This window comes from Betaproteobacteria bacterium, from assembly GCA_016713305.1.
In the GTDB taxonomy this organism is placed as follows: Bacteria; Pseudomonadota; Gammaproteobacteria; order Burkholderiales.
This window is the reverse complement of record JADJPK010000010.1, coordinates 126,243-150,824: the sequence shown is the minus strand read 5'-3', so window position 1 is coordinate 150,824 and position 24,582 is coordinate 126,243. Positions and strand designations below refer to the sequence as shown.

The 24,582-nt window shown below is 65.6% G+C and carries 20 protein-coding genes and 1 pseudogene; 8 read left to right on the top strand and 13 right to left on the bottom strand.

Translation table 11 applies throughout. The features are described from left to right. Window positions 1-331: 331 nt before the first annotated feature. Genes IPK20_14710 through IPK20_14695 form a run of 4 tightly spaced genes read right to left on the bottom strand, consistent with a single transcriptional unit; the run spans window position 332 to window position 2,956 of the window. A complete protein-coding gene (locus tag IPK20_14710) occupies window positions 332-625 on the bottom strand; it encodes a hypothetical protein (protein MBK8017846.1) in 294 nt (97 codons plus the stop codon). Then, window positions 622-1,107: a GNAT family N-acetyltransferase gene (locus IPK20_14705; protein MBK8017845.1), complete on the bottom strand. Its 486-nt coding sequence runs from the start codon at window positions 1,105-1,107 to the stop codon at window positions 622-624. The genes IPK20_14710 and IPK20_14705 overlap by 4 nt, the downstream gene beginning before the upstream one ends. Beyond that, window positions 1,104-2,522 (bottom strand): hypothetical protein, encoded by a 1,419-nt coding sequence (locus IPK20_14700; GenBank protein MBK8017844.1) that lies wholly within the window; start codon window positions 2,520-2,522, stop codon window positions 1,104-1,106. The genes IPK20_14705 and IPK20_14700 overlap by 4 nt, the downstream gene beginning before the upstream one ends. Beyond that, complete coding sequence (locus IPK20_14695; protein MBK8017843.1) at window positions 2,519-2,956, bottom strand: hypothetical protein; 438 nt, start codon at window positions 2,954-2,956, stop codon at window positions 2,519-2,521. Before IPK20_14695 ends, IPK20_14700 begins: the two co-directional genes overlap by 4 nt. Before the next feature lie 370 nt (window positions 2,957-3,326). On the opposite strand from IPK20_14695, the gene IPK20_14690 reads away from it, so the two are divergent. Genes IPK20_14690 through folD form a run of 3 tightly spaced genes read left to right on the top strand, consistent with a single transcriptional unit; the run spans window position 3,327 to window position 6,423 of the window. Beyond that, complete coding sequence (locus tag IPK20_14690) at window positions 3,327-3,977, top strand: molybdopterin-dependent oxidoreductase (protein ID MBK8017842.1); 651 nt, start codon at window positions 3,327-3,329, stop codon at window positions 3,975-3,977. Continuing rightward, window positions 3,878-5,515 carry a molybdopterin-dependent oxidoreductase gene (locus IPK20_14685; GenBank protein MBK8017841.1) on the top strand — a complete coding sequence of 546 codons (1,638 nt, stop codon included), beginning with the start codon at window positions 3,878-3,880 and terminating at the stop codon, window positions 5,513-5,515. The genes IPK20_14690 and IPK20_14685 overlap by 100 nt, the downstream gene beginning before the upstream one ends. Before the next feature lie 29 nt (window positions 5,516-5,544). Then, on the top strand, window positions 5,545-6,423 hold the full coding sequence (gene folD, locus IPK20_14680) for a bifunctional methylenetetrahydrofolate dehydrogenase/methenyltetrahydrofolate cyclohydrolase FolD (protein MBK8017840.1): 879 nt from the start codon (window positions 5,545-5,547) through the stop codon (window positions 6,421-6,423). Between the two features lie 9 nt (window positions 6,424-6,432). Here the strand turns inward: folD and IPK20_14675 are convergent, their stop codons facing one another. From IPK20_14675 to IPK20_14655, 5 genes are all read right to left on the bottom strand, one after another. After that, window positions 6,433-7,863, bottom strand: a complete 1,431-nt coding sequence (locus tag IPK20_14675; GenBank protein ID MBK8017839.1) for an MFS transporter — start codon at window positions 7,861-7,863, stop codon at window positions 6,433-6,435. Between the two features lie 143 nt (window positions 7,864-8,006). Then, complete coding sequence (locus IPK20_14670) at window positions 8,007-8,270, bottom strand: SpoIIE family protein phosphatase (protein MBK8017838.1); 264 nt, start codon at window positions 8,268-8,270, stop codon at window positions 8,007-8,009. A 3-nt stretch (window positions 8,271-8,273) separates the two neighbouring features. After that, a complete protein-coding gene (locus tag IPK20_14665) occupies window positions 8,274-8,642 on the bottom strand; it encodes a serine/threonine-protein phosphatase (protein ID MBK8017837.1) in 369 nt (122 codons plus the stop codon). Beyond that, window positions 8,639-9,292 (bottom strand): Crp/Fnr family transcriptional regulator, encoded by a 654-nt coding sequence (locus tag IPK20_14660; protein ID MBK8017836.1) that lies wholly within the window; start codon window positions 9,290-9,292, stop codon window positions 8,639-8,641. Before IPK20_14660 ends, IPK20_14665 begins: the two co-directional genes overlap by 4 nt. A gap of 410 nt (window positions 9,293-9,702) precedes the next feature. Further along, window positions 9,703-10,044 (bottom strand): STAS domain-containing protein, encoded by a 342-nt coding sequence (locus IPK20_14655; GenBank protein MBK8017835.1) that lies wholly within the window; start codon window positions 10,042-10,044, stop codon window positions 9,703-9,705. A gap of 211 nt (window positions 10,045-10,255) precedes the next feature. Here IPK20_14655 and IPK20_14650 point away from each other — a divergent pair, with 211 nt between their 5' ends. Next, complete coding sequence (locus IPK20_14650) at window positions 10,256-11,611, top strand: PEP-CTERM sorting domain-containing protein (GenBank protein MBK8017834.1); 1,356 nt, start codon at window positions 10,256-10,258, stop codon at window positions 11,609-11,611. A gap of 202 nt (window positions 11,612-11,813) precedes the next feature. Here IPK20_14650 and IPK20_14645 read toward each other — a convergent pair whose 3' ends face one another. Then, window positions 11,814-14,366: a hypothetical protein gene (locus IPK20_14645; GenBank protein ID MBK8017833.1), complete on the bottom strand. Its 2,553-nt coding sequence runs from the start codon at window positions 14,364-14,366 to the stop codon at window positions 11,814-11,816. After that, on the bottom strand, window positions 14,300-15,799 hold the full coding sequence (locus tag IPK20_14640; protein ID MBK8017832.1) for an AsmA family protein: 1,500 nt from the start codon (window positions 15,797-15,799) through the stop codon (window positions 14,300-14,302). Before IPK20_14640 ends, IPK20_14645 begins: the two co-directional genes overlap by 67 nt. Window positions 15,800-16,007: 208 nt before the next feature. Between IPK20_14640 and IPK20_14635 the strand changes: the two genes are divergently transcribed. After that, window positions 16,008-16,421 carry a hypothetical protein gene (locus IPK20_14635; GenBank protein ID MBK8017831.1) on the top strand — a complete coding sequence of 138 codons (414 nt, stop codon included), beginning with the start codon at window positions 16,008-16,010 and terminating at the stop codon, window positions 16,419-16,421. A gap of 101 nt (window positions 16,422-16,522) precedes the next feature. On the opposite strand, the gene amrS is transcribed toward IPK20_14635, so the two are convergent. Together amrS and amrB are read right to left on the bottom strand one after the other, a co-directional pair. Continuing rightward, window positions 16,523-17,656, bottom strand: a complete 1,134-nt coding sequence (gene amrS, locus IPK20_14630) for an AmmeMemoRadiSam system radical SAM enzyme (GenBank protein ID MBK8017830.1) — start codon at window positions 17,654-17,656, stop codon at window positions 16,523-16,525. Window positions 17,657-17,723: 67 nt separating this feature from the next. Next, a complete protein-coding gene (amrB, locus tag IPK20_14625) occupies window positions 17,724-19,088 on the bottom strand; it encodes an AmmeMemoRadiSam system protein B (GenBank protein MBK8017829.1) in 1,365 nt (454 codons plus the stop codon). A gap of 357 nt (window positions 19,089-19,445) precedes the next feature. Here amrB and IPK20_14620 point away from each other — a divergent pair, with 357 nt between their 5' ends. The 3 genes and pseudogenes from IPK20_14620 to IPK20_14610 all read left to right on the top strand — a co-directional run bounded on the left by IPK20_14620 (window position 19,446) and on the right by IPK20_14610 (window position 24,530). Then, window positions 19,446-20,135, top strand: a complete 690-nt coding sequence (locus tag IPK20_14620; GenBank protein ID MBK8017828.1) for a TetR/AcrR family transcriptional regulator — start codon at window positions 19,446-19,448, stop codon at window positions 20,133-20,135. Between the two features lie 159 nt (window positions 20,136-20,294). Continuing rightward, a complete protein-coding gene (locus IPK20_14615; protein MBK8017827.1) occupies window positions 20,295-21,395 on the top strand; it encodes an efflux RND transporter periplasmic adaptor subunit in 1,101 nt (366 codons plus the stop codon). Then, a pseudogene (locus IPK20_14610) lies at window positions 21,392-24,530 on the top strand (efflux RND transporter permease subunit). Before IPK20_14615 ends, IPK20_14610 begins: the two are co-directional and overlap by 4 nt. Window positions 24,531-24,582: the final 52 nt, after the last annotated feature.

Genomic DNA, 24,582 nt, shown 5'->3' with positions numbered 1-24,582 from the left:
AAGCGCATGTGCGGCCCAGTGCAGTGGTTGTCGCCGATCCTGAGTGTCCCCGAGGGGACCGGTCTCCGGACTGTTCTCGTTGTGCCGTCTCGAATCGACCGGTTTGCCGCGGTTACTTGCAGGACCCTCTATCCACCCAGCAAGCCCCCGGACGCGGCAACGGTTCGCGCTCGGTCAGACAGCGCAATGTTAGGTGCTGCGGCCTCCGCGCTCAACACCTGGAGCCATCTTTTTGCCGTTCGAAATGGGAATGTCATAAATCGGCCGGAAATCTGGGGTGGAAAAAACCGACGATCTGGCGATCCTTCCACATGCCGGCGTTGATCCGGGCTCAACTGCGCCCCGTCCTTCGTGCCAGCAGGGCGAGGGCGCCTCCCACGGGAACGGCGAGAAGCGCCAGGAGGCCTGCCGTGCTGTCCTCGAATCGCAACGCGTGCCACCCTGCGAAGGCAGCGATGCCGAAGAATGCCACTGCGCCGATGGTGAAGGCGGTCTGGCGCAGCGCCGTGCGAAATGCCCTGCGGCGGCGGGCCGCGCGTTCCGCCGCGTGAGGCGAGAAGTGCCGCTGAAACCAGCTGATCGCGATCAGGACGGCAGCGGTGAGGAGGAGGAGGCGCAGGATCATGATGTCGTCCACTCTTCCCAGGACACGTCGCGGCCGGGGAATGCGATGCGCCGGAAGGGCCACTCGGTCGAGATCCACCTTCTTACGGATCTATCGATGAGGCGGCCCAGCGGCGTGTTCGCAATGCTGTCCCTGACCCAGTAGAAGGCTTCCGCCTCGTGGCTCGCATGCCGGCTCGGAAAGAGATAGACGCATCCCAGTGCGCGCGACTCCCCGGCATCGACGATGGTGTAGGCAAATGTGGATCGCAGTTCGAACTCCTTCTGATGCCAGGCAATATCGATGAGGTCCTGCTCCAGTGAGAGATCTTCCCCGGGCCAGCCGGAACCGGGTCCGAACAAGCCCCGCAATGTGCGGCGGCTGCTCATCACCGCGTCGTAGTCCTTCACCACGTCGTGGATCGTCAGCGGTCGCACGACGAAGCCTTCTTCCCGAAACCCGGATGGAATATCCGTAGGTGAACGCAGCCACGGCTCTCTCATGGGCGGTTCCATGTGGCGTGATACCACTGCCGGGCCTGACGCTCGAGCAGGACCAGGTCTTCGGCGAGCATGAGTCGGTCGTCGATCAGGCGCCGGGCGGCGGCCAGGACCCTTGCCACGTACTCGTCATCGCCGGCATAGAGATCTTCGCGAGCGGGGCGCGGATCACCCCCTTCTCTGCCCGCCGCGCGGGATCCCGCCAACGGAATGGCCGAACCTAACAGATCGCAAAGATCGCCTTCGCCGAACTCGCGTCGCCGAATGTTCCAGCCTGAATAGGTTGCCAACGGCACTTCCACCAGAGGATGGCGAATGCCCGCGATGTCGTGACCCAGGGAGTCGACCTGGGGCACGAGAATCCGGTGCGGGTAGACGATGTCCGGATAGAGACGGCCGATCACCCCGGCGTTGCCGCGCACGCCCGGACCGAAATCCCGCTCCCCCGACCCGTTCACGATTCCCTCGTAGCGCGTGCCGGGGATGGCCGGCCAGGCCAGTTCCTCGGGAGGCACCAGCGTGCCGTCGGCGATTCGCGGCACTCGGGAAGGGGGCGGTGCCTCGCCGTTGCGGACCCATCGTTCCAGACTCGCCAGGAGAGCTCGCAGCATCGGCCCCGGATGAACCGGGTTGTGCAATTGTTCGCATTGCCTGCCGCCGATCCCGAACCCCGGCGGATCGCCAAGATGGCCGCCGTGCTGGAGACTGGACAGCAGGTAGCGCCTTACTCTGGGATGTTCCGTGAGGTCGATGCGGCCCCCTTCCGTCGTGCCCGCGAGCGACGCCCGGAACTGCCAGTATTCGTTGGACGTGTCGGTATGCACGATCTTCGGGTCGGACATGGGGCGTTTCAGGATGCCGTCCGGCACGCGATCCCGCGGATTGCCGCGGACGCCGTACTGCTGGGGAAAATTGGTGTCCGGCACGTAGCGTTCGCGATGCTGCTGGGAGAAGGGGTTGGGCTGGGCGAAACGGTAGTTCAGGAAAAGCTTGTGGACACCTGCGACATGGATGTGCATGCCGTCGCACACCCGCTTGCCATCCTCGTCTTCGTTGAACCCCTGGTAGAGGAAGTCGCGCAGGTACATTCCGCTCGAGGAGATGCCCAGGCAGAGTGTGGTGTCCAATCCGGGCACGGGATTCGCGCCGCCTGCCTCGTCGCTGCTGGCGCGCCGCAGGAAGGACACGAAGTCCCGCGTCGTGAGATAACCGAGCCCCATCACCGGGGAGCCGGTGGCCCGGTACATCAGGTGATAGTTGCGGTCGTTGCGAAATCCGGTGCGCAGGCAGATGTCGGTCGTGCTTGGCGTGCCCGGCCAGCCATCGGGGCACGAGGCGAACGCCCAGTCCTTGTCCGCCACGCGTTCGCCTCGCGGAATATCCGGTCCGGAAGGACGCGGCGAGTCGCTGTGCGTCACCCGCAATTCCGCCTCGGCGATCCTCTTGTTCGAGGATACGGCCGGAAAGCTGTGAAAGGCGCTTCCTCCGGACAACGGCAGTGTCGTCGGGTTCCGCCGTTGAAATTGCGGTCGCCGAATTCGGTGAGGATCAACTGGGTGACCGGTGCTCCGTCTTCTTCCGTCCTGGGGAAATCGACCGTGAGCCGGTTGTCGCCCGGCGCAATGTCCGCCCCCCAGCCTACCCATGCGATGACATGTCCCTGACGCATGAGGAATCCGTTGCCGAAATCTGCCGGACTCGAAGGATCGTTCATGTCGGCGGAGGAGGGCGTATCGTGAAACCGCATGAATGCGATCTTTCTGCCGCGGTTGTTCACTTCGAACAACAGGGTGCGGCTGGCCCGCGCCATGTCGACCGGTTTGAGAAGATAGAACTCTGCGGAGAATTGCACATGTCCGCGCCCGTCGACCGGCGCGTTCCCGATATCGAAGACGCGGGCGTTTCGGGTGTCCGCCGGATCGGCCTCGAAGTACGCGCGTCCTGCCAGCTTTTCGTACGGCCCGGTGTCTCCGAACGCCAGACCGCCGGCGACGACCTCCCGCTTGCCGATTTCGAGGCGGACGAGCCGGGCGTCGGACGGGGCCGCTGCAGGATCAGGAAGGTCAGGGCGGCGAGGACGGACAGGTGCTTCATGGCGGGCTCCGGGTCTTGCATCGGGTCAGTGTGCCCGCTGCGGTCTTCCGGGGCAACGGCGCGCCGGAACCGGTCGAGGCTGACGCCACTCTGTGGTGAAATACGTCTTTGCAGTCGGAGAGTGCATCATGGAAACCGCCGCCGGAGTCGCCAGACACCTCGAAACGAAAGTCGTCAAGGTGACGTGCCCTCACGATTGCCCGGATGCCTGCTCCATGCGGGTCACGGTCGACACGCGCAGCGAGCGCGCGATCAAGGTCGAGGGAGATCCGACGCATCCCGTCACCCGCGGCTATCTCTGCAACAAGGTCAACAACTACCTCGAACTCGTCTACAACGGCAACCGCGTGCTGTATCCCTGGAGGCGGGTGGGCCCGAAAGGCAAGGGGGCGCGGTTCGAACGCATCACCTGGGAAGAGGCGCTCGCCGAAACCGCGGCGCGTCTGAAGGATGTCGTCGCAGGCTACGGCCCGGAGGCGGTCCAGCCGTACTCGTATTCGGGCACGCTCGGATTCCTCGGCTTCCTCGGGATGGGCGAGCGTTTCTTCAACAAGATGGGCGCGGCCCGACTGGACAGAACCATCTGCACGGCGGCGGGACGGGCCGCCAGTCTCTTCACGACCGGTCAGGTGCACGAGGCGAACATCGAGGACATGCCCGGCATGGATCTCATCGTCCTGTGGGGAACCAACCTCGTGAGCACCGGCGTGCACGCGATGCCGTTCATCGTCGAGGCGAAGGAGCGGGGGCGAAGGTGGTGGCGGTCGATCCACGCGTGACCCGCACCACCGCGTTCGCCGACTGGCATCTCCAGCCGCGGCCCGGCACGGATGCCGCACTCGCGCTCGGGATGATGAAGATCATCGTGGAGCACGGGCTGCACGACGAGGACTTTCTGAAAACCCAGACAGTGGGTTGGGAGCAGTTGCTGGCGCGCCTTCCCGAGTATCCCGTGGAGCGTGTCGCGCAGATCACGGGTCTGGCCCCTGCCGACATCGAGCGATTCGCTCTGCTTTACGCGAGCACCCAGCGCTCGTTCATCCGCCTCAACTGGGGCATCCAGCGGCACGACAACGGGGGGGCCATGACCCGTGCCGTGAAATTGCTGCCCGCCGTGACCGGCGCGATGCGCACGCGCGGCGGCGTGTGCGTCGGAACCGGCACCGAGATACGCAACGTCGATCTGCGGAAGCTGCAACGCACCGACTTCCTGGGGGATCGCCAGCCCCGCACGATCAACATGATCCAGATCGGCAAGGCACTGGAGGACTCCACGCTGGATCCTCCCATCAAGGCGTTGTTCGTGTGGAATTCGGATCCGGCCAATTGCGTGCCCGACACGGTGAGCGCAAGGCGGGGAATGATGCGGGACGATCTTTTCGTGGTGGTGCATGACACGTTCTTCACCGACACGTGCGACTACGCCGACATCATCCTGCCCGCGGACACCGCCCTCGAGCGCACGGATCTCCTGTGCGCGTACTGGAAACTACTTCTATTCGCTGTCGCAGCAGGCCATTCCGAGAAGCTCGGCGAGAGCCTGGACAACAATGAACTGTTTCGCCGGCTCGCCCGGCACATGGGTTACGACGATCCGTGCTTCTCGGACACCGACGAAGCCATGATCCGCGACATCCTCGATCCGCAGTTCAATCCCCTGCTCGAAGGCATCACCTACGAACTGCTCGAAGAGCAGGGCTGGGCGAGGGCCGCGGTGGATTCCCCGCGCCGCCCCGGCATGAACAGCGGGCGCTGGTCCACGCCCTCCGGGAAGATAGAGATCTACAGCGAGAGCATGACGAAGCTCGGTCTCGATCCGCTCCCCGGGCACGTGCCCGAAAGGGAAGGCTGGTTCAGCGAGGAACGGCGCAAGCACTATCCGTTGCAGGTGCTCAGTCCGGCGACGCATTACTTCATCGGAGCGAGTTTTCAGCACGTTCCGAGGTTGCAGGAGATGATGTCGCGGCAGACGTTCGAAGTGAGCGCGGAAGATGCAGCCGAACGCGGCATCGCCGATGGCGACCTGTGCCGGCTCTTCAACGATCGGGGCGAGGTCTACGGCCATGCGCTCATCGTGCCGGGCACCCTGCCGGGCGTTCTCAGTGCGCCCAAGCAGCTTCAGGGTTCCAAGCAGCGCAATGGGGTGAACATCAATGCGCTCGTGAGCCAGGAAGAGGCGGACATGGGGCGGGGACCGGTCTTCTATTCCACGCTTGCCCAGTTGGAAAAGGTGATCGATCCGTCGTCGATCCGGCTGCCGGACGGCATCGAATCGGCCGCCGCGTCGAGCGCCCGGAGCGGCGCCGGAACAAGTTGAACTCTGACGCAGATACCACCAGGAGAGAAATGACTGCCACCCTCATGGACGGCCTGGCCGTCGCCAAGGCCACCCGCGCACGCTGGAAGGAGCGCGCCGACGCTCTCAAGGCAAAGGGCGTGACCCCGGGACTCGCCGTGATCATCGTCGGCGACAATCCGGCATCCAAGGTCTACGTGCGCAACAAGGCCAAGGCCTGCACGGAAATCGGACTGCATTCCGAGATCCACGAGTACCCGGGTGATGCGACGCCGGAGGAAGTCATCGCGCGCATCGTGGCGCTCAATGCGGATCCCCGGATTCACGGCATCCTCGTCCAGCTGCCGCTGCCACCACAGTTCGACGTTGCGGACGTCCTCGAAACCATTTCGGTGGACAAGGATGCCGATGGCTTTCATCTTTACAACCTGGGCGGTCTCATTGCCGGAGAGTCCGTGTTTCCGCCCTGCACGCCCTATGGCGTGATGGCCTTGCTGGATCACTATGGCATTCCGCTGCGCGGCGCCGACGCCGTGGTGGTGGGACGGAGCAACATCGTGGGCAAGCCGCAGGCGCTGATGCTGCTCGCGCGCGATGCAACTGTGACTATCTGCACGTCCAAGACGCGGGATCTCGCCCGCTACACGCGCATGGCCGATGTCCTGGTCGTTGCCGTGGGCCGGGCGAAGATGATCACCGGTGACATGGTCAAGCCAGGGGCCGCGGTGATCGACGTGGGCATCAATCGGCTCCCCGATGGAAAACTCGCAGGCGACGTCGATTTCGACAGCGTCAAGGAAGTCGCGGGCCACCTCACCCCAGTACCCGGGGGGGTCGGACCCATGACCATCACCATGCTTCTCGCCAACACGATCCAGGCCGCGGAGCGGTTCGCCGCAGGGGTTTCGCACGCGCGCCAGACCGCATAGGAAACGGCCTCAACGGAGTTCCATCGGAGGAACACGGCTCGCCGCCACCGCGCCCAGGAGGGCGATGACGGCGATCACCAGGAACGCCGTGTGAAAGGCAGGCAGCAGTGCCTCGGCAGGAAGAAGGGTCGCGTCCTGCGAAAGCCGCGCCGTGTCGGTTTGCGGCATCAGCGTGAACACGAGAGCGCCAAAGAGGGCTGTTCCCGAGGCGGCGCCGAGCGAACGCGACAGCGAGACGATGGACGTGGCGGCACCGAGACGGTCGCGTCCTGCGGCCGTCTGCACCGTCACCTGCATGGTGGGCATCACGGTACCGAACCCGATGCCCACCATCGCCCCGAGCGCGGTGGTACCGTGGGGGCCGGCCTGCAGCAGGCCCAGCATGGCAAGACCTGATGCGGCGATCGTCATTCCGCAGACGGGAATCCAGTGCGGCTTTCCCGTTCGCGCCAGAATCCGGCCGCTGCCCATGGAGCCGGCCGCCATGCCGATCGTCAGCGGGAGAAGCATCGCGCCGGACGCGGCCGCTCCCGTCCGGTGACCCAGCTGCAGATAGATCGGCAGGAAGAAGATCATCGCGAACATGCTCGCGGCGAACAGCGCGGTGGTGAGCGCGCAGAAGCCGATGGCCGGCCGTCGCAGCAGTTCGAGCGGCAGGAACGGATCCGGAAGACGCCGTTCGTGGTACAGCAGCACCATCGCCAGAGTCAGCGAACCGGCGATCCAGGCCATGCTCTCGGCAGACGCCCATGCGAACCGATGACCCGCCGACGTGAGCCAGTACAGCGTGCTCACGATCGCTCCGGAGAAGAGCACGATGCCGGTCAGGTCCTGATCGCGCCGTTCGATCTTTCCGCGAGCTGACGGAAGCGCGTACAACCGCCAGGCGGCCACGGCGCCCAGGGGCAAGTTGGCGAGGAACAGCCATCGCCAGCTCGCGTGGCTCACCACGAAACCGCCGATCACGGGGCCGCCGATGCTCGCGAGACTGAACATCGCGGCGAAGTATCCCTGGAATCTCGCGCGTTCCCTGGGTGTGACCAGTTCCCCGATCAACGCCTGGGAGAGCGTCATCAGGCCCCCCGCTCCCAGGCCTTGCACGACGCGCGCGGCGACGAGCATGGTCAGCGTCTGTGCCGCTGCGCATGCGACAGAGCCCACCGTGAAGACGCTCAAGGCGACGAGCAGCATCTCCCGCCGGCCGAAGCGATCGCCGAGCCGGCCGTAAAGAGGGGTCGTGGCAGCTGCGGCAAGAAGGTATGCCACGGCGATCCACGACGTGTCGCGAAGCCCGCCGAGTTCCTGTGCAATGCGCGGTGTGGCCGTGGCGAGAAGCGTCTGATCCACCGCCGCGAGGAACATGGGCAGCATCACCGAGGTGAAAAGACGCAGGAACTGACGGGTACCCGCGGGTCCCGCGGAAAGCTGCGGAGGATTCATCGTCGTTTCGGGATATTTGTTGTCAGGGCAGCGGAGCCGCGATGGGCGGTTCCCGACCTGCGGACGTCATTGTGGTCCACCCGCCGACGCCGTGGAATCGGTCGCCGCTGCGGCAGCCATCCTTCCCTCTCCGCGGCGATGACTCAGGCGGGCCTGCGCAGGGCCAGCATCGTGATGTCATCCGATTGATTCGTGCCCTGGCTGAACGCACGCACGTCCTCGCTTACAGCCCGGACAACGCTCTCGGCGCAGGTTCCCGCAAGGCGTTCGAGCACGCCGGTGAGGCGTTCGTCCCCATAGCAGGACAACACGGTGTCCAGCGCCTCCGTGACTCCGTCCGTATACAGGAGCAGACCTTCCCCGGGCGCCAGTCGCCCCTGCAATTCCCTGTAGGGCGCGCCAGCCACCAGTCACGCCACCAGGCCCTTTGGCATGGGGAGAAACCCGGTCTCGTGTTGCCGCATGACGACCGGCGGATTGTGGCCCGCGTTGGAGTAGACGAACGTGCCGTCCCTCACGTCCAGAACGAGGACCAGCAACGTCACGAACATGCCGGCATCGTTGTGTTCGCAAAGGAGGCCGTTCAACCGGGACAGGACGGCGGCAGGAGAGGTCTCGGAAATCGCCACCAGACGCAGTTGGGCAATCACTCTCGCCATGAACAGCGCAGCCGGAATTCCCTTGCCGGACACATCGCCGATGACCGCGACCAGACGATCGGGGCCCACGAAGAACGAGTCGTACAGGTCTCCGCCGATGTCGTGGGCAGGATCCATCAAGCCATAGACGTCCACGTCTTCGCGGCTGCCGAACAGGCGGCCCCGTCCGGGCAGCATTCCGGCCTGATGCTGCGCGCGATGTGCAGTTCCTTGTGCAGGTGCTCCAATGCGAAGTGATCCCGGATCCGCGCGATGATGCGTTCGTTGTTGGCGCGCATCCGGGCCGACAGCACCCCGGCAAGGTTGCGTGCGAAGCGTGGACTGCCGGACAACGTATTCCAGAAGACGTCGGCGGGAATCGCCAGCACGCGAGAGGCCTCGCTGGCGGACACGAAGGCAGATACGGGCTTCCCATCGATGATGGATAGTTCACCCAGCGTTCCGCCCGGCCCGATGGGAATGGAGTCGGGCGAACCTTCCTCACCCAGGCGGACGAGGAGGCGGCCCGCCAGGACGAGGAACATCCGGTCGTTCAAGAGGCCTGGCTCGAGCAGCGTTTCGCCGGCATCCAGTTCCCTCGCCGGACACCGTTCGATGAGGTCCTCGAGGAAATGGAAGGGAAGGCCCGAGAAGAGCGGTGACCGGGCGAGATGGCCAAGACTCCTGCGATCCGGAGTGCGCCGGCGCTCTTCTTCGGCGGGCAATGCCGACGCGCGCTCGCGGCGGTCCGGTCCTCTGGCCGTCGGCTCCGCAGCCGGATCGGAGTGCACGCGAGCGGAAAAATCAGTGTCAGCACGTTGCGATTTCCCCGGCGTTCGTAATGCGAGTTCGGCACCAGGCGCCGGATCAGCTTGATTCCCAGCCCCCCCACGCAAGCATCGTCGAGCGAGGCGGGCGGCGCGTGTTCGGGATGGGCGAGGGGATTGAAGGGGCTTCCCTCATCCTCGATGGCCAACTGCAACTCATTGGGCGCGCGGGCGATGCTCAGGAGAATCTCGTGGGGGCCGTCGCCGTCGAATGCGTGGCTGATCACGTTCATCACCGCTTCGTTCGCGCAGACGTCGAGATCCTGCCGGACGGTCTCGGGGAGCCCCAGCGTGGACGTTTCCCGAGCGAGCCACCTGCTCATGCGCCGGAGTTCCGAAATCTCGCTCGCAATCGACAATTCGGACACGTCGTGTCAGCTTCCCAGGGCGGCCTTGGCTTCCGAAAGCGAGTCCCCCAAGGGGATCAACTGGTCCACGCCAGAGGTTTCGAGAACCTTGCGTACGGCATCCTGCGGACACATGAGCGCCATGGCGCCACCCCGCTGGCGCAGCGCCTTGGCAACCAGCATGAGCGCGCGTATTCCATAGGAAGAGAGGAAATCCACGCCTGCCATGTCCAGTACGACCGCTGCTCCGTCGGAGACGGCGTGCGCCGTGAACCGGGTTTCGATGGCCGAGGTGCCTTCCACGTCCATCCGTCCGGCCAGCCGGATCAGGGTGATGCCGCCTTGGATCTTTGTTGCGTCGATGTTCATGAAAGCCTCCGGAAACGCTGCAAAGGTATTGCTGCCTCATTGCCGTGGCATGACAGACAGGGACCGCCGCAGAAGATCCTGCAAACCGGCGCACACGGGCGTTCCTGGAAGTTAACGATGTGATAGATTCGTCATGCGCACTTTCTCGCGAGAAGAGAGGCGGCAGCGTGGTTCCGGATGTCCGGACAAACTTCAGAAGGAGACCAAGAAGATGCCAGGTTTTCGCAGGACTTCGCTCGTCACTGCCCTTGCCGCTGTACTTTGCATCACCGCTTCCACCGCGGAGGCCATCAAGTTCGAGATGCTCGACGCTGACGGCGGAGTCGTAGGCGAGTACGCTCCCCTCGCGACGGACTGGGTGACGGCCCCGGGAAGCGCAAGCGGCGACGTCTCGGCGTTGAACGGCGGGGGTTACAGGATCGACCTCGACCCCGGCAGCTTCGGCCTGTCGGAGAACGGAACCCAGGGGTCGGCCATCTATGGTGCGGGCCTCGTGCTGCCTGCTGCCGAATACGGTTACCGGGTGAGCTTCTCGGCGAACCTCCGATCGTGGGACTCCTACAACGATGGCACAGCCGTGGCCGCCTTCCCGAACGGCTCGCTGGGGTTCTGGGATCTCTTCTCCGTGAATGCCAATTCTTCGGGCTTCTACTGGAATCTCGTGGACACGACGGGCAGCGGAGGCGATGGGGAAACCGAGGCCGCCGCTGTCTCTGCTGCCGGGTTGCTGACGGACTCGCTCGTCCCGAACCAGCCGGCCGGCTCTGTCGTCAAGTACGTCAACTCCGGGTCCGACACGGCGGCACTGCCGGGGACGACTTGGGCCTGGGGAGGCCGGGACTACGCGGCGGGGTACTTCGAATCGGCCTCGACGACGGATTCGATCGAGTTCCGGAACAACGGCAATGTGTATGTGAGTTTCGTGCTCGACACGGCGACCGTGCGCGACGCCGACACGGACTACCCCTCCTGGGGGGCGTTCGGCAGTCCGGGACAACTCGTGGACGTTCCGGACGGAGAGGCGGGCCTGCCGCCCGGATACGTCCCGGGCAATCCTCTGCTGCCGGTGGACGGGGAAGTGTCGGATGGAGAATTCGCGTTCGCTCCCTTCGAAATCGCCGAGGGAGGTCCCGGCATGGAGTCGTTCCTCTACATCGATCCCGTGATCGCCGTCGGCTACCAGTACACCGTGACCGGCGGTCCCAGTTTCATCGAGGTTCTTCTGCCGGCGCTGGGGGATGCCGACGGGTATCTGATCCAACTGGAAGAAGATGGCGATTGGGTGACCGTCGGGCACGTGAATGACGGCGGCACCTTCGGCTTTTCCACGGGCGTGCACCGCTTCCGCGTGATGGGTATCGACGCTTCGCTAAACCTGGATCCGGGCAATCCGATCGCCTTCGTGACCGGACTCAAGTTCGACGGTACGGGAACGGTGCAGTTGGAGATGGAGGCGGTGACGGTGGCGGTACCCGAACCCGGTACGTGGGCGCTTGTGCTGGCCGGCATCGGCGGTATCGCGGCGGTGCAGTGCGCCCGACGTCGTCGAACGGCCTGGATCCCTTGAGCGAGTGAACCGGTCCGTTCCCGGTTTCCGGATGCTCAGTGGCGTTCCAGGCTGTCCAGGGTGGGAGTCTGCGGAACCCGGGGCCTGCTGACAGGCCGGGGTCGGACAAGGGGGTTGTAGCCCGACCCATCCGGATCGACAGACGGCGGGCTGCGGCCGGTCAGGGGTATGGGGAAGTCTCGATGCGGCTGTTTCAACGCGCCTAACGCGCCGTCCCCGACAGCCCCTGGGAACAGACGTCCCGCCCGTCCGCGGGAATCTCCTTGGCGACCAGCTTCTGGATGGGCGCCCAGAAAATCGAGGAGGCGAACCGGCCGATCGTGCCCAGAACGTCGCCGGCCGATACGCCGATACTGAAATCGCCGAAGGTGCCTTTGACTTCGATCGGCGTGGCGAGGCTCAGGAACTGCGGAACCTTGGCCACGGGCTTGAGGCGCAGGTTCATCTTCTCGTCGTGAAAGTCGGCGCTGCCCTTGCCCGTGACGCGCATGCGGGTGGTGTCCAGCACGATCGTGCGGTCGCGCAGCCGGCCGTCACGCAGTTCGAACCGGCCCACAGCGCAGTTGATCTTCGATGCTGTCGACGGATCCACCGCCGGCACCAGCGCCACCAGCACGTTGACGGCCCACAGATCGAAGATTCCCGAGCGCATGTTCCGCGGCCACACGGCGAAGTCGATGTGCCCGTTGCCGGACTCGAGGATGTCGGATAGATAGCGCGTGCGTGAATTCACGTCCACGTCGAGACTGAAGGTGCCTTCCAGGTCGGTTCCCGGTTTGAGGCGACGCGCCAGCACCCCGTAATCGAAACGGTCGACCTTCATCCGCGTCTCCACCTTCACGTCCCGGTCGGTGGGTTCGTACCCGAGCCAGAGCCGTGCCGAGCCGCCGGGCACGTTCACTTCCACCGGACCGACGTCCGCGCGGCCGTTTTCGAGTCTTGCTTCCAGCCGGCCGCTGCCAAGCCTGTCAGACCCCGAAAGCACTTCGTCCACCTGCACGCCGATGAAGACATCCTGGCGTCCGAGGACGGCCGGACTCAGCAGTTTCTGCGCCTCGTCGCTCGCCGTGGCCGCCTTTGCCTTCAGCTCTTCGGCGGTCATCGGCGTGGACGACTCGGGCTTCTTTTCGACGGGAGTCCAGTCGCCGAAACGGAAGTCGTCGAGTTGCACCGAAGGCGCCTTGAGTGCGACGTCGAGGCGCGGTCTGGCTCCAGTCGTGTCGAGCGATCCCCGTCCTTGCAGCGAACTGCTTCCGACGCGCACCGTGAGATCGTCTACCTCGTATCCGCGTGCGGACATGCGGAACAGTCCCGACAGCGCGTAGGGACCCCACGGGGGTAGGGACGCCCGCGCCAGCCCGTTCAACCGGTCGAACCGGCTTCCGCGCACCTCCAGGCCCAGTACGATGTCGCGCGTGCCGACAGGCTTGGCGACGGTACCGTGCAGCCGCACGTCGAGATCCGGCACGCGGGCGGTGAGATCGAAGGGGATACGACCTTCCGGGCGGATCAGGTCGACGGCCTTCGCGGTCTTCAGCCCCAGGCGGATGGGCGTCGCATCGATGCGGCCTTCAAGATCGAGCCGCAACGGCTGCCCGGGCCTGGCGCTCAGTTCTCCCGATTCAAGCTCGATGGTCGCCTGAGCCCTGGTATTGCGGTCGCGCAGCGTGACCGACGCGTCGTCGATGTTGCCGATCAGTTCGGACTTGGCGAGCAGATCCCCCAGCAGACTCGAGCGTGCCGTCAGTGCGAGGCGCACTGCACCCACGCGGGCATCGAGATCAGAGGCAAGACCGAGGCGCTTCAGCAGCTTCCCGACGTCGATGTCGCCCGCGCTCAACCAGAGGCTGCTTTGCGGTTCCGCACCGCGCATGTCCAGGGACACGGCGCCGCGGAACGGAATCCCGGCAATGACGGCGCCGAAGGACGAGGGTTGCATCGCGCCATCGCGTATGCGGCCATCGAAGGCAATGTCGCGCGGGTCCAGCGCCGTTCCGCCGATCCTGGCCACGCGAATCTGCACGTCGGCATCACCCAGGTCGATCCCCTTGGGGAGGATGGGGATCTCCAGCACCGGCCGACCGTGGCCGGCAGCGGCTGCGGGCTTGCCAGGCTTCTGGGGGACGAGCGACTGCAGCTCGCCCGCATCGATGTGCTCCGCGTCCACGCGAAGCCGGAGGGGGGGCGTCTGCGCCGCGATGGACGATGCATCGACACGCACGGTCGACTTCCCGACACGAAGCAGCAGACCCTGCAGTGCCCAGTCGTTCGCCGTCATCGAGGCCTTGCCACGCAGCGCCACGCGGGCCGAGGCACCGGCGGGAATTCCGAGCCAGCGCGCGACATCGTCGGTGCGATCGGCCGAGATGTCGAACGAGACTTCCGGTCCGGAAGTGTCAGTGGGCGCGGCGGCGATGCCCGACAATGCGGCCCGCACCGAGCCGGAACGGATGCGAAGGTCCACGGGCGAGCGCTCGTCCTGCATCACGTGTTCCAGGGTTCCGCCCGACAGCGACATGACGAAAGGCTGACGCAGCAGCGTCCCCCGCGCCGAACCCCGCAGAGGTTTGTGGGCAGGCAGAGCCACTTCGAACTGGTCGAGACCGAATTCCACCGGACGTCCGCCATCGACATTGCCGTAGGTGAGGCGGCCGCCGGCGAGCGCCAGACGCACGTCGAGGCTCGTCATCAGTTCGCTGCCCTGATCGCCTTCCGCCGAAAGCTCCAGCGAGAATCTGCCCAGATGGCCCTGCATGCCGCGTGCGCCCGCCAGCAGTTCGCCAGAGGGGAATCGCGTGTCCCAAGCGCAACACGAAAGCGCGGCGTCTCCAGCGATCCATCCACGAGCAGGTTTCCCGACATCGCCACGCCTGCCATGTTCGCTTCGATGGGCACTTCCAGCCTGCCGTCGGTCAGCCGCAGGTGCAGTTTCACGTCGTGAACGTCACCCGGCAGGCTCAGCCAGCGGTCCACCGCCAACCGGAGGTCGACGTCCGCCGCGCGCAGCGACCGCAGCGAGAAAGTCGCCTTCGAAAGTTCGCGGTAGGTGTCTCTCAGGCTGCGAGGCGGCTCCTCGTCCTCGTCCGGCGCATCCGTGAGAAACGGCCGCAGATCCAGTGTCGGCAGAGAAAGCGATCCGCTGATCCGCGGGCGCTTGCCCGAACGGTCGGCGGTGACCGAGCCGGTCAGCGACGTCCTGCCCATCACGCCGGTGATCCCCGTCACGTCCACGCGTTGCGGTGTGAACGCAACATGCCCCGCCAAGGCGGTGGCGCCCACCTTCGGAAAGGTCGTCTGCAGCAGGCGCTCCAGCTCGCCGAGATTCTCCGTCCCGACTGCGAACTGCACGTCGCCCGAGGTGCCCTGCACACGCCCCTCCAGATTGAGAGCAGTGCTGAGGAACTCCACTCGAAGGTTGAAGGGCCAGGGCTTCTCCGATCCCACGAGGTCGGAAAGAGGGCCGCCTGCAAGGCGGACCTCGTAGGGAAAGGACTTCTCCACGTTGCCCTGCATCGCCAGCGTCAGCGGCTTGCCGAAGGGCGAGCTTCCCTCTAGCCGGGCAAGATCGAAGAAGTGGCTCCTCCGGTCCTGGCCGGCGTACTCGACGCGGATGCGCTGGAGCGAGATGCTCCCGATGTCCAGCATGAGCGCCACGTCCTTGCCGCCGCCACGGCTCTCCGGCGGCGGGTTTGCCGGAGAGGCTGCGGCAGGAAACTGGAATGTCCAGTTGTTCGAGCCATCCGCACGCGCTGAAAGCCGGATCGCTGCGTCCTGCCCCGAAAGTTCCCGGATGTGCAGCTGGTGGTTGAGCAGGGGCCAGAGATCCATGGCGAGCCGCACTTCGCCCAGGGTCGCGAGCGTGCCCTCGCCGAATCCGCCGGGATCGCTCACGTGCAGGCCACCCACTCGAAGCCATGGCCTCGCCGAGATCTCCAGCATCGCCGGTCCGTCGAACCGGACCTCCCGATGCAGCGATTCGGAAAACGCCCGCGCAAGACGCTCCCGCACCGGCGAGGCGTCGATCGTCACGCCGACGAAGACGATGTAAGCAGCGGCTGCAACCAGCAGCGCGATCAGGCCCGCGGCGCCGAGCGCGAGACGGCGCAGCACGCGGCCCGTTCGCCGCTTCCAGGTGCGGCGCTGGGGCGAAAGATCAGGGTTCTCGGATGCCGATGGGGTGTCGGGCATGGTGGTCGTTGCTTGGCAGTTGCTCCCGGCACGCCCATCGTGTCACAGTGAACGAGCCGCACGCAACGATGGCGCGGGACCCGGGTCCGGTGCGTTCGGACCTCTCGGGCGCGTGTGCATCGCGTGGCCCGGCCGTGGCACGGACCGACTGCCGGTCGACCAGGCGTGGTCTGCCCGCGGCGCGGCAGAATCCACTGAAGGAGACACCATGAGAACGATCCTGGGGAGCGTCGCGGCCTCCTGCATCTTCCTGCTGTCCGGCCCGCACGCACGTGCGGCCGAATGGGTGCCTGTCGGAAGCGACGGCGACGTCGTTCATTACGTGGATGCGCAGTCGATCGAGCGCACCGGCGAAGTCGTGCGGGTCACCAAGCGGGCGGTGTATCGCGAACCTCATCCGATTGGCGACGTACCCGGCATGCCTCTCATGAAGGAAACCTCGGGCGTGGTGGAGTGCGATTGCAGGCGGATGCAGCATCGGGCGATGTCGGTGTCGATCGTCGGAGCGGATGGCCAGGTTCTCTACACGTCCGGCGAAATGAAGCGGGTGTGGGAATCCATCGACGAGAATTCTCCGGGGCGCGCCACGCTCGACTATGCGTGCGCGCACGAGCGGCAGTGATCGAACGGGGTGGGAACTCCATCGGGGGAAATGGCTCCCGGAAGCGTGCACGCCCCGGGAGGGCGCTGGCCCCGCCAAGTTCGATCCGCCCTTGCCGGGGATCAGGTCCGACGGTTCATCCTGACCGGAACACGTCTTGGACCGAAAGCGCCGCGGAACCGTTCGAACCTTCCGGCCACTTCCGTGGCGCAGTGAGGGCAGTGGCCTCCCGGGGTGAGGTGATATTCCCGGATGTCGTGCCAGTCCCGCACGATCAGCGACTCGCGGCAATGCGGGCAGTGCGTGGCACCGCCGGCCGGATCGTGGACATTGCCCGTGTAGACGTAGCGCAGACCTTCGGCCAAGGCGATCGCTCGTGCGCGCCTGACGGTCTCGAGCGGCGTTCGCGGTAGATCGGTCATCTTGTAGTCCGGGTGGAAGGCCGTGAAATGCAGCGGCACGTGCGTGCCCAGCTCCCTGGCGATCCACGACGAAAGCGCGGCGAGTTCCGTGTCGGCGTCGTTCCTGCCGGGGATGAGCAGCGTGGTGATCTCCACCCAGACGTCGGTCTCGTGGACGAGGTATCGCAGCGTGTCCAGCACCGGCGCGAGACGCGAGCCGGTGAGCCGGACGTAGAAGTCCTCCGTGAACGCCTTCAGGTCCACGTTGGCCGCATCCATTCTCGAATAGAACTCGCGCCTGGGCTGGGCGTGCATGTAACCGGCGGTGACCGCAACCGTCTTCACGCCGCGGTCACGGCAGGCGTCGGCCACGTCCATGGCGTATTCGGCGAAGATGACGGGGTCGTTGTACGTGAACGCGACGCTCTTGCAGCCCGAGCGCGCGGCGGCGTCGGCGATCGCCTCGGGGCCGGCCTGGTCCATCAGCCGGTCCATGTCCTTCGATTTTGATATATCCCAGTTCTGGCAGAACTTGCAGGCGAGGTTACAGCCAGCGGTGCCGAAGGAGAGCACCGATGAACCAGGATAGAAGTGGTTGAGCGGCTTCTTCTCGATGGGGTCGATGCAGAAGCCGGAGCTGCGGCCATAGGTGGTGAGCACCATGCCGTCGCCTTCCCGCATGCGCACGAAGCAGGCGCCGCGTTGCCCATCCTTCAGCTTGCAGTCGCGCGGGCACAGATCGCATTGCAGACGCCCGTCGGGCAGCGCGTGCCACCAACGCGCGGGGTAGGCGGTCTCGTGCGCCTCGCGCCCGAGTGCCGGAGAGTCGCAGGTATCGGTATCGGTCGTGCTCATGGGCGGCCTTTGCGGCTGGAAATCGATGCGTTCAGCCTTCTGGAAATGGGGGCTTCCGGACGCCTGCTCAATCGCTCTCCGACCATTTCTGCACGCCGTAGCGCGATACGGTGATGTCCGCGGCCCAGAAGTCCGCCGGAAGGCCGGCCTTCTGCTTGAGATGCCTCAGGAAGCTGGCCGGTTCCGGCAGGCTCTCCCACACCTGGGGAAGGAACGTCGCGCGATGACTGCCATGGCGCAGGATCACGCCGTCCTCGCGAGGATTCAGCTGGGAAAGCAGATCGTCCTCGCTGCCGAAGCGCATCGGCACGGGTGGAGTGAGCAGGCTCACCTCCACCTTCACCTGATGCAGTTCCCGCAGGGACAGCGGGCTGAAGCGTGGATCCAGGAACGCGGCCGAACGCGCGTTCTTCTTCACGTCTTCCAGCAGACTGCGATGCGCTTCCAGCGAGCCGATGCAGCCGCGCAGTTCCCCGTTCTTCGTGAGGGTCACGAACGTCGCGCCGTGCTCCTGCAGAAATCCGGCATCCTCGGAAGCCGGAACGGCAACCCCCAGTTGACGCGAGATCGCGGCGCGAGCGAGGCGCAGCAGGACCGCTCCCCGCTCGCCCGCATCGGGGGTGGCCCCGCGAGGCTGTCCCTGGTGAAATGCGATCGATGCGTAACCGACCACGCGAGACTTGTCGCCCGCCGTGTCACCGGAGTTGCGCAGGTCCAGCAGCTTCGGCACGAGCCCCTTGCGCTGTGCCACGAGGAGCAGGCCGTTGACGGGCGTCGCACCGCACGCGTGCATGTGATCGATGTCCGTCCGGCAGGCTAGCATGCCGCGGACGGTCGACTGATCCTCTCGGCGCGCGGTCTCATAAGGCAGATAGTGAGACAGATCCGAACTCACCACGATGAGCGTCTCGTCGCCGCCCCAGAGTCTCTCGAGGACCTCGGCGACCTGCGACGCGGTGGCGTCACCCACCGCCAGGGGCAGGAGGTTGAACTGGTCCAGCACCTCCTGCAGAAAGGGAAGGTGCACCTCGAGCGAATGCTCCAGCGCGTGTGCCGCCGGGCTCACCACCACCTGGGGCAGCCCCCCGAGCGCCGCGACACCGGACGCGTCGATGGCAATGGTCCCCAGCGGCGTCGCGAACGCGTCGGCTCCCGGCAGCGCCAGTCCTTTGACAGCCACCCGATGCGTCGGGCCCAGAAGAACGACCTTGCGGATCCGTGACTTCAGCGGAGCCAGCCGTGCGTACGCCGATGCCGCGACCGGGCCGGAGTAGACATAGCCCGCATGGGGCACGATGAGCGCCTTGGGGGGAGGAAGCGCCCCGGCAGGCTCGGCTTCGTCGAGATAGTTCCGCACTGCCTGATGCAGCGACGCGGGATCGGCGGGATAGAAGGTCCCCGCCACGGCGGCGGGGCGGACAGTGCTTTGCATCGAAGCGACTCCTCGGGAACTGGTCCCCATATGCGGACGATACTCCCGAACCCCAAGCGCTCTTCCCGGTCCCGCCCATGGTTTCGCGGGGTCATTCAGTTCGGCCCGCCCAGTCCGTCACGCTGCCCGGACGGGGATGGCAATGCATGGCGAGACAGGCCGGACGTCCGAATCCGCCGGCGGCCGCTGCATGCGCACATTCCAGGCACAGGGACATACGGGCAAAGGCACGTGTTGCCCGGACAATTCGGGGCCCGGCCTCCGCCTCTGTCGCAACCGCCGATCGGACAGCTCCCCGGGGATTGACCGGCAAGGCGGGGGCACCGTACATTACTGACTGGTCAGTTACTTACTCCATTGTGTCTTCCACTCTCCACCCGGGCGGAAACGCGCTGGACGCGTCGCAAGGAAGCCCGACCGGCGGAGCTTCTGTCGGCGGCGCTCGACATCTTCGTGGAGAAGGGATATGCCGCGACGCGCCTGGACGACGTCGCCAAACGGGCCGGCGTCAGCAAGGGCACGCTGTACCTCTACTACGATTCCAAGGAGAGCCTCTTCAAGGCCGTCATCCGCGGCGGATTGATTCCGGCGATCCAGCGAGGGGAGAAGACGGTCGAGGAACACACCGGCCCCATGGCCGAGCTCATCGAGAAGATCGTCTTCGGGTGGTGGTCCGAGGTGGGTACTTCGCAGCTGGGCGGCATTCCCAAGCTGATGTTCGCCGAGGCCAAGAATTTCCCCGATCTGGCTCAGTTCTATTACACCGAAGTGATCAGTCGCGGATACGCGCTCGTGCAGGGTGTGCTGGAGACGGGCATCGTGCGGGGCGAATTCACTCCTGTGGATCCGGTGTACGGCACGCGGCTCATCCTCGCTCCCCTCGTCTTCCTGCTTCTGTGGCGTCACTCGTTCGGTGCTTGCGACCGCCAGCCGATCGAGCCCGAGAAATACCTGACCATCCACCTTTCCATGGTCCTCGACGGCATGAGAGCGCGCGCGGGCGTGCCGCAGCGGGCTTCACAACGGAGAATCGGCGTCGCGAACTGACTCTTGCGCCGGGGAGCGCGATCTCCGGAACGTACCGCGATCGGGCGCCGCCAGGGTTCGGGCGCCGGTGATCGCGTGCAAAGGCCGGACAGGCCGGACGAAACGGCCGTCACCCGTGGCAGGGCGGCGGCATGAACGATAGAAGAAATGGAGTGCGTCATGAGTACTCGCCCACGGGCAGGCCGCAATGCCTGCGCCGCAGTCGCATTGGTCCTGGCCGGCGGGATCGCCGGCTGCAAGGGGCCTGACAAGGTTCCCGAACCGCCCAGGGCGGTGAATGTGGTCCGAATCGAGCCCGGCAACGGCACGACCAGTGCCGCCTATACCGGTGATGTCCGGGCCCGCTTCGAGACGGCCGCGGCGTTCCGGATCGGCGGCAAGATGACCGAACGCCTGGTGGATGTGGGCGATGCCGTCAAGCGCGGCCAGGTGCTCGCCCGCCTGGATCCGGCGGATCAGCGTCTCGGCGTCGAAGCCGCGCAGCAGGGGCTGACGGCCGCGCGAGCGAATCATGTGCAGGCCAAGGCCGACTTCGCGCGGTTCACCGATCTGTTCCGCCAGGGTTTCATCAGCGCGGCCGAGTTCGACCGTCACAAGGCGGCGCTCGACGTCGCCTCGGCGCAGTTCGAGCAGGCGAAGGCGCAGGTCGAACTCAACCGCAACCAGGCCGACTACACGACACTGCGCGCGACCGAAGACAGCGTGGTGACGGCTCTGCTCGCGGAGGCGGGGCAGGTCGTGGACAAGGCCCAGCCCGTCTACCGGCTGGCGCGTCCCGGCCAGAAGGAAGTCGCCGTCAACATCCCCGAGAACCGCCTGAGCGAGTTTCGCAAGTCGCAACGGCTGCGGATAGGCCTGTGGGCGAATCCGTCGAAGCTCTACAACGGGAAACTGCGTGAACTCGCGCCCAACGCCGACGCGGTGACGCGCACCTACACGGCGAAGATCTCCATCGTCGACGCCGATGACGACGTGCAGCTGGGGATGACCGCCAACCTGTTCCTGGACGGCACCGCCGATGCGTCCGCCATCCACATTCCTTCGACCGCGCTGTTCCAGAAGGGCAACGACACGGCCGTGTGGGTCGTCGATGCGGCGACGTCCACGGTCAACCTGCGTCCGGTCAAGGTGGGCGCGTTCGCCGATGATCACGTGGTGGTGACCCAGGGCCTCAACCCCGGCGACACGATCGTCCGCGCCGGCGTGCAGAAGCTCTTCGCCAACGAGAAGATCCGCATCCTCGCCGCGCGGGCGCCATGATCCCCACCCGGCCCAATCTCTCGAAGTGGGCGCTCGAGCACCAGGTGCTCGTGCTCTATTTCATCGTGGCGCTGGCCGTGGCCGGTGCGTTGTCCTATCTCAAGCTGGGTCAGGCGGAAGATCCGGACTTCACCTTCAAGATCATGATCGTCCGCACCTTCTGGCCCGGCGCCACGGCACGCGAGGTGGAACAGGAGGTCACCGAGCGGATCGAGAAGAAGCTGCAGGAGACACCCTATCTCGACTACACCCGCAGCTTTTCCCGCCCTGGCGAATCGCTGATCTTCGTGTACCTCAAGGACGAGACTCCGCCGAAGGAGGTGCCCAACGCGTGGTACCAGGTACGCAAGAAGATCTTCGACATCCGACAGACCATGCCGGCCAGCGCGCGCGGGCCGTTCTTCAATGACGAGTTCGGCGACACTTTCGGCAACATCTACGCGTTCACCTCGGACGGCTATTCCTTCGCGGAGATGCGCGACCACGTGGAGGACGTCCGGCGCGACCTGCTGCAGGTGAAGGACGTCGGCAAGGTGGAGATGCTCGGCGAGCAGCAGGAGAAGATCTGGATCGAGATGTCGCACCGCAAGCTCGCGACGCTGGGCATCGATCCCATGACGATCTTCTCGGTGCTGAGATCGCAGAACGAGATGACGCCGGCGGGGAGCTTCGAGACCCGGGACGACCGCGTGTACGTGCGGGTGTCGGGCGATTTCAAGTCGGTGGAGAGCATCCGCGAGATCGGCATCCAGGCGAACGGACGCCTGTTCCGGCTGGGCGATATCGCGAAGGTCCGGCGCGGCTACGTGGACCCGCCGGAGATCGTGATGCACTACAACGGCAAGCCTGCGATGGGCCTCGCCGTCTCCATGCGCAAGGGCGGGGACATCATCGCGATGGGCAAGGCGCTGGACGAGACCATGGGACGCCTCAAGCGCGAGCTGCCGGTCGGCATCGAAGTGCATCAGGTGTCGGATCAGCCCACGGTCGTGTCGCGCTCCATCAACGAGTTCATGCAGACTCTGGGCGAGGCGATCGTGATCGTGCTGGCCGTGAGCTTTCTTTCGCTGGGCTGGCGCACCGGCATCGTGGTGGCGCTGTCCATTCCGCTGGTGCTGGCCGTGACGTTCCTGTGCATGCGCGTGGCCGGCATCGATCTGCAGCGGATCTCGCTCGGCGCGCTGATCATCGCGCTGGGTCTGCTCGTGGACGATGCCATCATCGCGGTGGAGATGATGGCCATCAAGATGGAGCAGGGATGGGACCGGCTTCGGGCAGGCGCCTATGCGTATACGTCGACGGCGCCGTCCATGCTCACGGGCACCCTGATCACGGCGGCCGGATTTCTCCCGGTGGGCCTCGCGAAATCCGATGCCGGCGAGTACACGTTCTCCATCTTCGCGGTCGTGTGCATCGCGCTGGTGGTGTCGTGGGTGGTGGCGGTGCTGTTCATTCCGTACATGGGTTATCACCTGTTGCCGGACTACGCCAAGACCGGGCACGCCCCGGGCCTGGGCAAGCGGATCGCGAGCCGCCTGTTCCGGCGCGCCGGGTCCGCACCCTCGGCCTCGGCGGATCACGACCCGGACGTCTATCAGCGTCCGTTCTACCGGGGCTTCCGCCGGCTGGTGACGTGGTGCGTGACCTATCGCAAGACCGTGATGGCCCTCACCGGGCTCGCGTTCGTTCTGGCCGTGGCGGGGTTCGGTCTTGTCCAGCAGCAGTTCTTCCCATCCGCCAACCGTCCCGAACTGATCGTCGACATCTGGCTGCCGGAAGGGGCGTCGGTCTCGGCGACGGCGGCGGAGGCAAAGCGTCTGGAAGCGGTTCTGGCGCGCGACGGGGATGTGGAGAAATACGTCACCTACATCGGCGCAGGCAGTCCGCGGTTCTATCTCCCGCTCGATCAGCAGCTCGCCAGTTCCAACATCGCCGAGTTCGTCATCACGGCGCGGGACGCCCACGTGCGCGACGCCTTGCAGGCGAGGCTCGTGACCCTGCTCGAGAACGAGTACACGGGTGTGCGCTTCCGCGTCATGCCGTTGCAGAACGGACCGCCCGTGGCCTATCCCGTGGCCTTCCGGGTGATGGGCACGGACTTCGCGGAACTGCGGCGCATCGCTCAGGAAGTGGCAACCGTGATCCGCGGCAACGTCCACATGCGGGGCGTGCACCTGGACTGGAACCAGAAGGTGAAGACGGTCAAGCTGGAGATCGACCAGAACAAGGCGTCTCATCGGCGTGAGCACGCAGGATCTGTCCAGTGTCCTGCACTCGGTGCTGTCCGGCTTCTACATCACGGATTTCCGCGAGCGCGACAAGCTGATCGAGGTACTGGCGCGCGCGGAGGAGAACGAACGCAAGAGCCTGGATTCCATCGGCGACATCAACGTCCCGACGCAGAGCAACCGCTGGATTCCGCTGTCGCAGATCGCGAAGGTTCACTACGAACTGGAAGAAGGCGTGATCTGGCGGCGCCAGCGCCTGCCCACCATCACGGTGCAGGGCGACGTCGCCGGATCGATTCAGGCGGCCGAGGTCTCCGAGAAGATCAATCCTCAACTCGATGCGATCCGCGCGAAGCTGCCTCCGGGCTACCGGATCGAGATGGGCGGCATCATCGAGGAGAGTGCCAACGGGCAGGCGTCGGTGAACGCGGTGCTTCCGCTCATGCTGCTGGTGGTCACGACACTGCTCATGATCCACCTGCAGAACGTGCGCAAGTCGCTGCTGGTGCTCGTGACGGCGCCCCTGGGCATCATCGGGGTGAGCCTCTTCCTCCTGGTGAGCCGGATGCCCTTCGGTTTCGTGGCCATGCTGGGCTTCATCGCGCTATCGGGCATGATCATGCGCAACTCGATCATCCTGGTGGATCAGATCGACCAGGACATCGCCGAGGGCGCGCGGCCGTGGGATGCCATCGTCGAGGCGACGGTAAGGCGGTTCCGTCCGATCATGCTGACGGCGGCCGCCGCGATCCTCGCGATGATCCCGCTGTCGCGTTCGAACTTCTGGGGACCCATGGCGGTCGCGATCATGGGCGGGCTGTTCGTGGCGACCGTCCTGACGCTGCTGTTCCTGCCCGCACTCTATGCGGCCGCATTCCGGGTGAGAAAGGAGACCGCGGCGGCTTGAACGGCATTCCTGAGAGCCCGAGGCGGCGAATGCCGGTGGGCGCGCATGGTGG

Coding starts and splice junctions, on each gene's coding strand:
- IPK20_14710 (MBK8017846.1), bottom strand. CDS start 625: ATGATCCTGCGCCTCCTCCTCCTCACCGCTGCCGTCCTGATCGCGATC.
- IPK20_14640 (MBK8017832.1), bottom strand. CDS start 15,799: ATGCCCGACACCCCATCGGCATCCGAGAACCCTGATCTTTCGCCCCAG.
- IPK20_14690 (MBK8017842.1), top strand. CDS start 3,327: ATGGAAACCGCCGCCGGAGTCGCCAGACACCTCGAAACGAAAGTCGTC.
- amrB (MBK8017829.1), bottom strand. CDS start 19,088: ATGCAAAGCACTGTCCGCCCCGCCGCCGTGGCGGGGACCTTCTATCCC.
- IPK20_14705 (MBK8017845.1), bottom strand. CDS start 1,107: ATGAGAGAGCCGTGGCTGCGTTCACCTACGGATATTCCATCCGGGTTT.
- IPK20_14635 (MBK8017831.1), top strand. CDS start 16,008: ATGAGAACGATCCTGGGGAGCGTCGCGGCCTCCTGCATCTTCCTGCTG.
- amrS (MBK8017830.1), bottom strand. CDS start 17,656: ATGAGCACGACCGATACCGATACCTGCGACTCTCCGGCACTCGGGCGC.
- IPK20_14645 (MBK8017833.1), bottom strand. CDS start 14,366: ATGCAGGGCCATCTGGGCAGATTCTCGCTGGAGCTTTCGGCGGAAGGC.
- IPK20_14675 (MBK8017839.1), bottom strand. CDS start 7,863: ATGAATCCTCCGCAGCTTTCCGCGGGACCCGCGGGTACCCGTCAGTTC.
- IPK20_14650 (MBK8017834.1), top strand. CDS start 10,256: ATGCCAGGTTTTCGCAGGACTTCGCTCGTCACTGCCCTTGCCGCTGTA.
- IPK20_14615 (MBK8017827.1), top strand. CDS start 20,295: ATGAGTACTCGCCCACGGGCAGGCCGCAATGCCTGCGCCGCAGTCGCA.
- IPK20_14655 (MBK8017835.1), bottom strand. CDS start 10,044: ATGAACATCGACGCAACAAAGATCCAAGGCGGCATCACCCTGATCCGG.
- folD (MBK8017840.1), top strand. CDS start 5,545: ATGACTGCCACCCTCATGGACGGCCTGGCCGTCGCCAAGGCCACCCGC.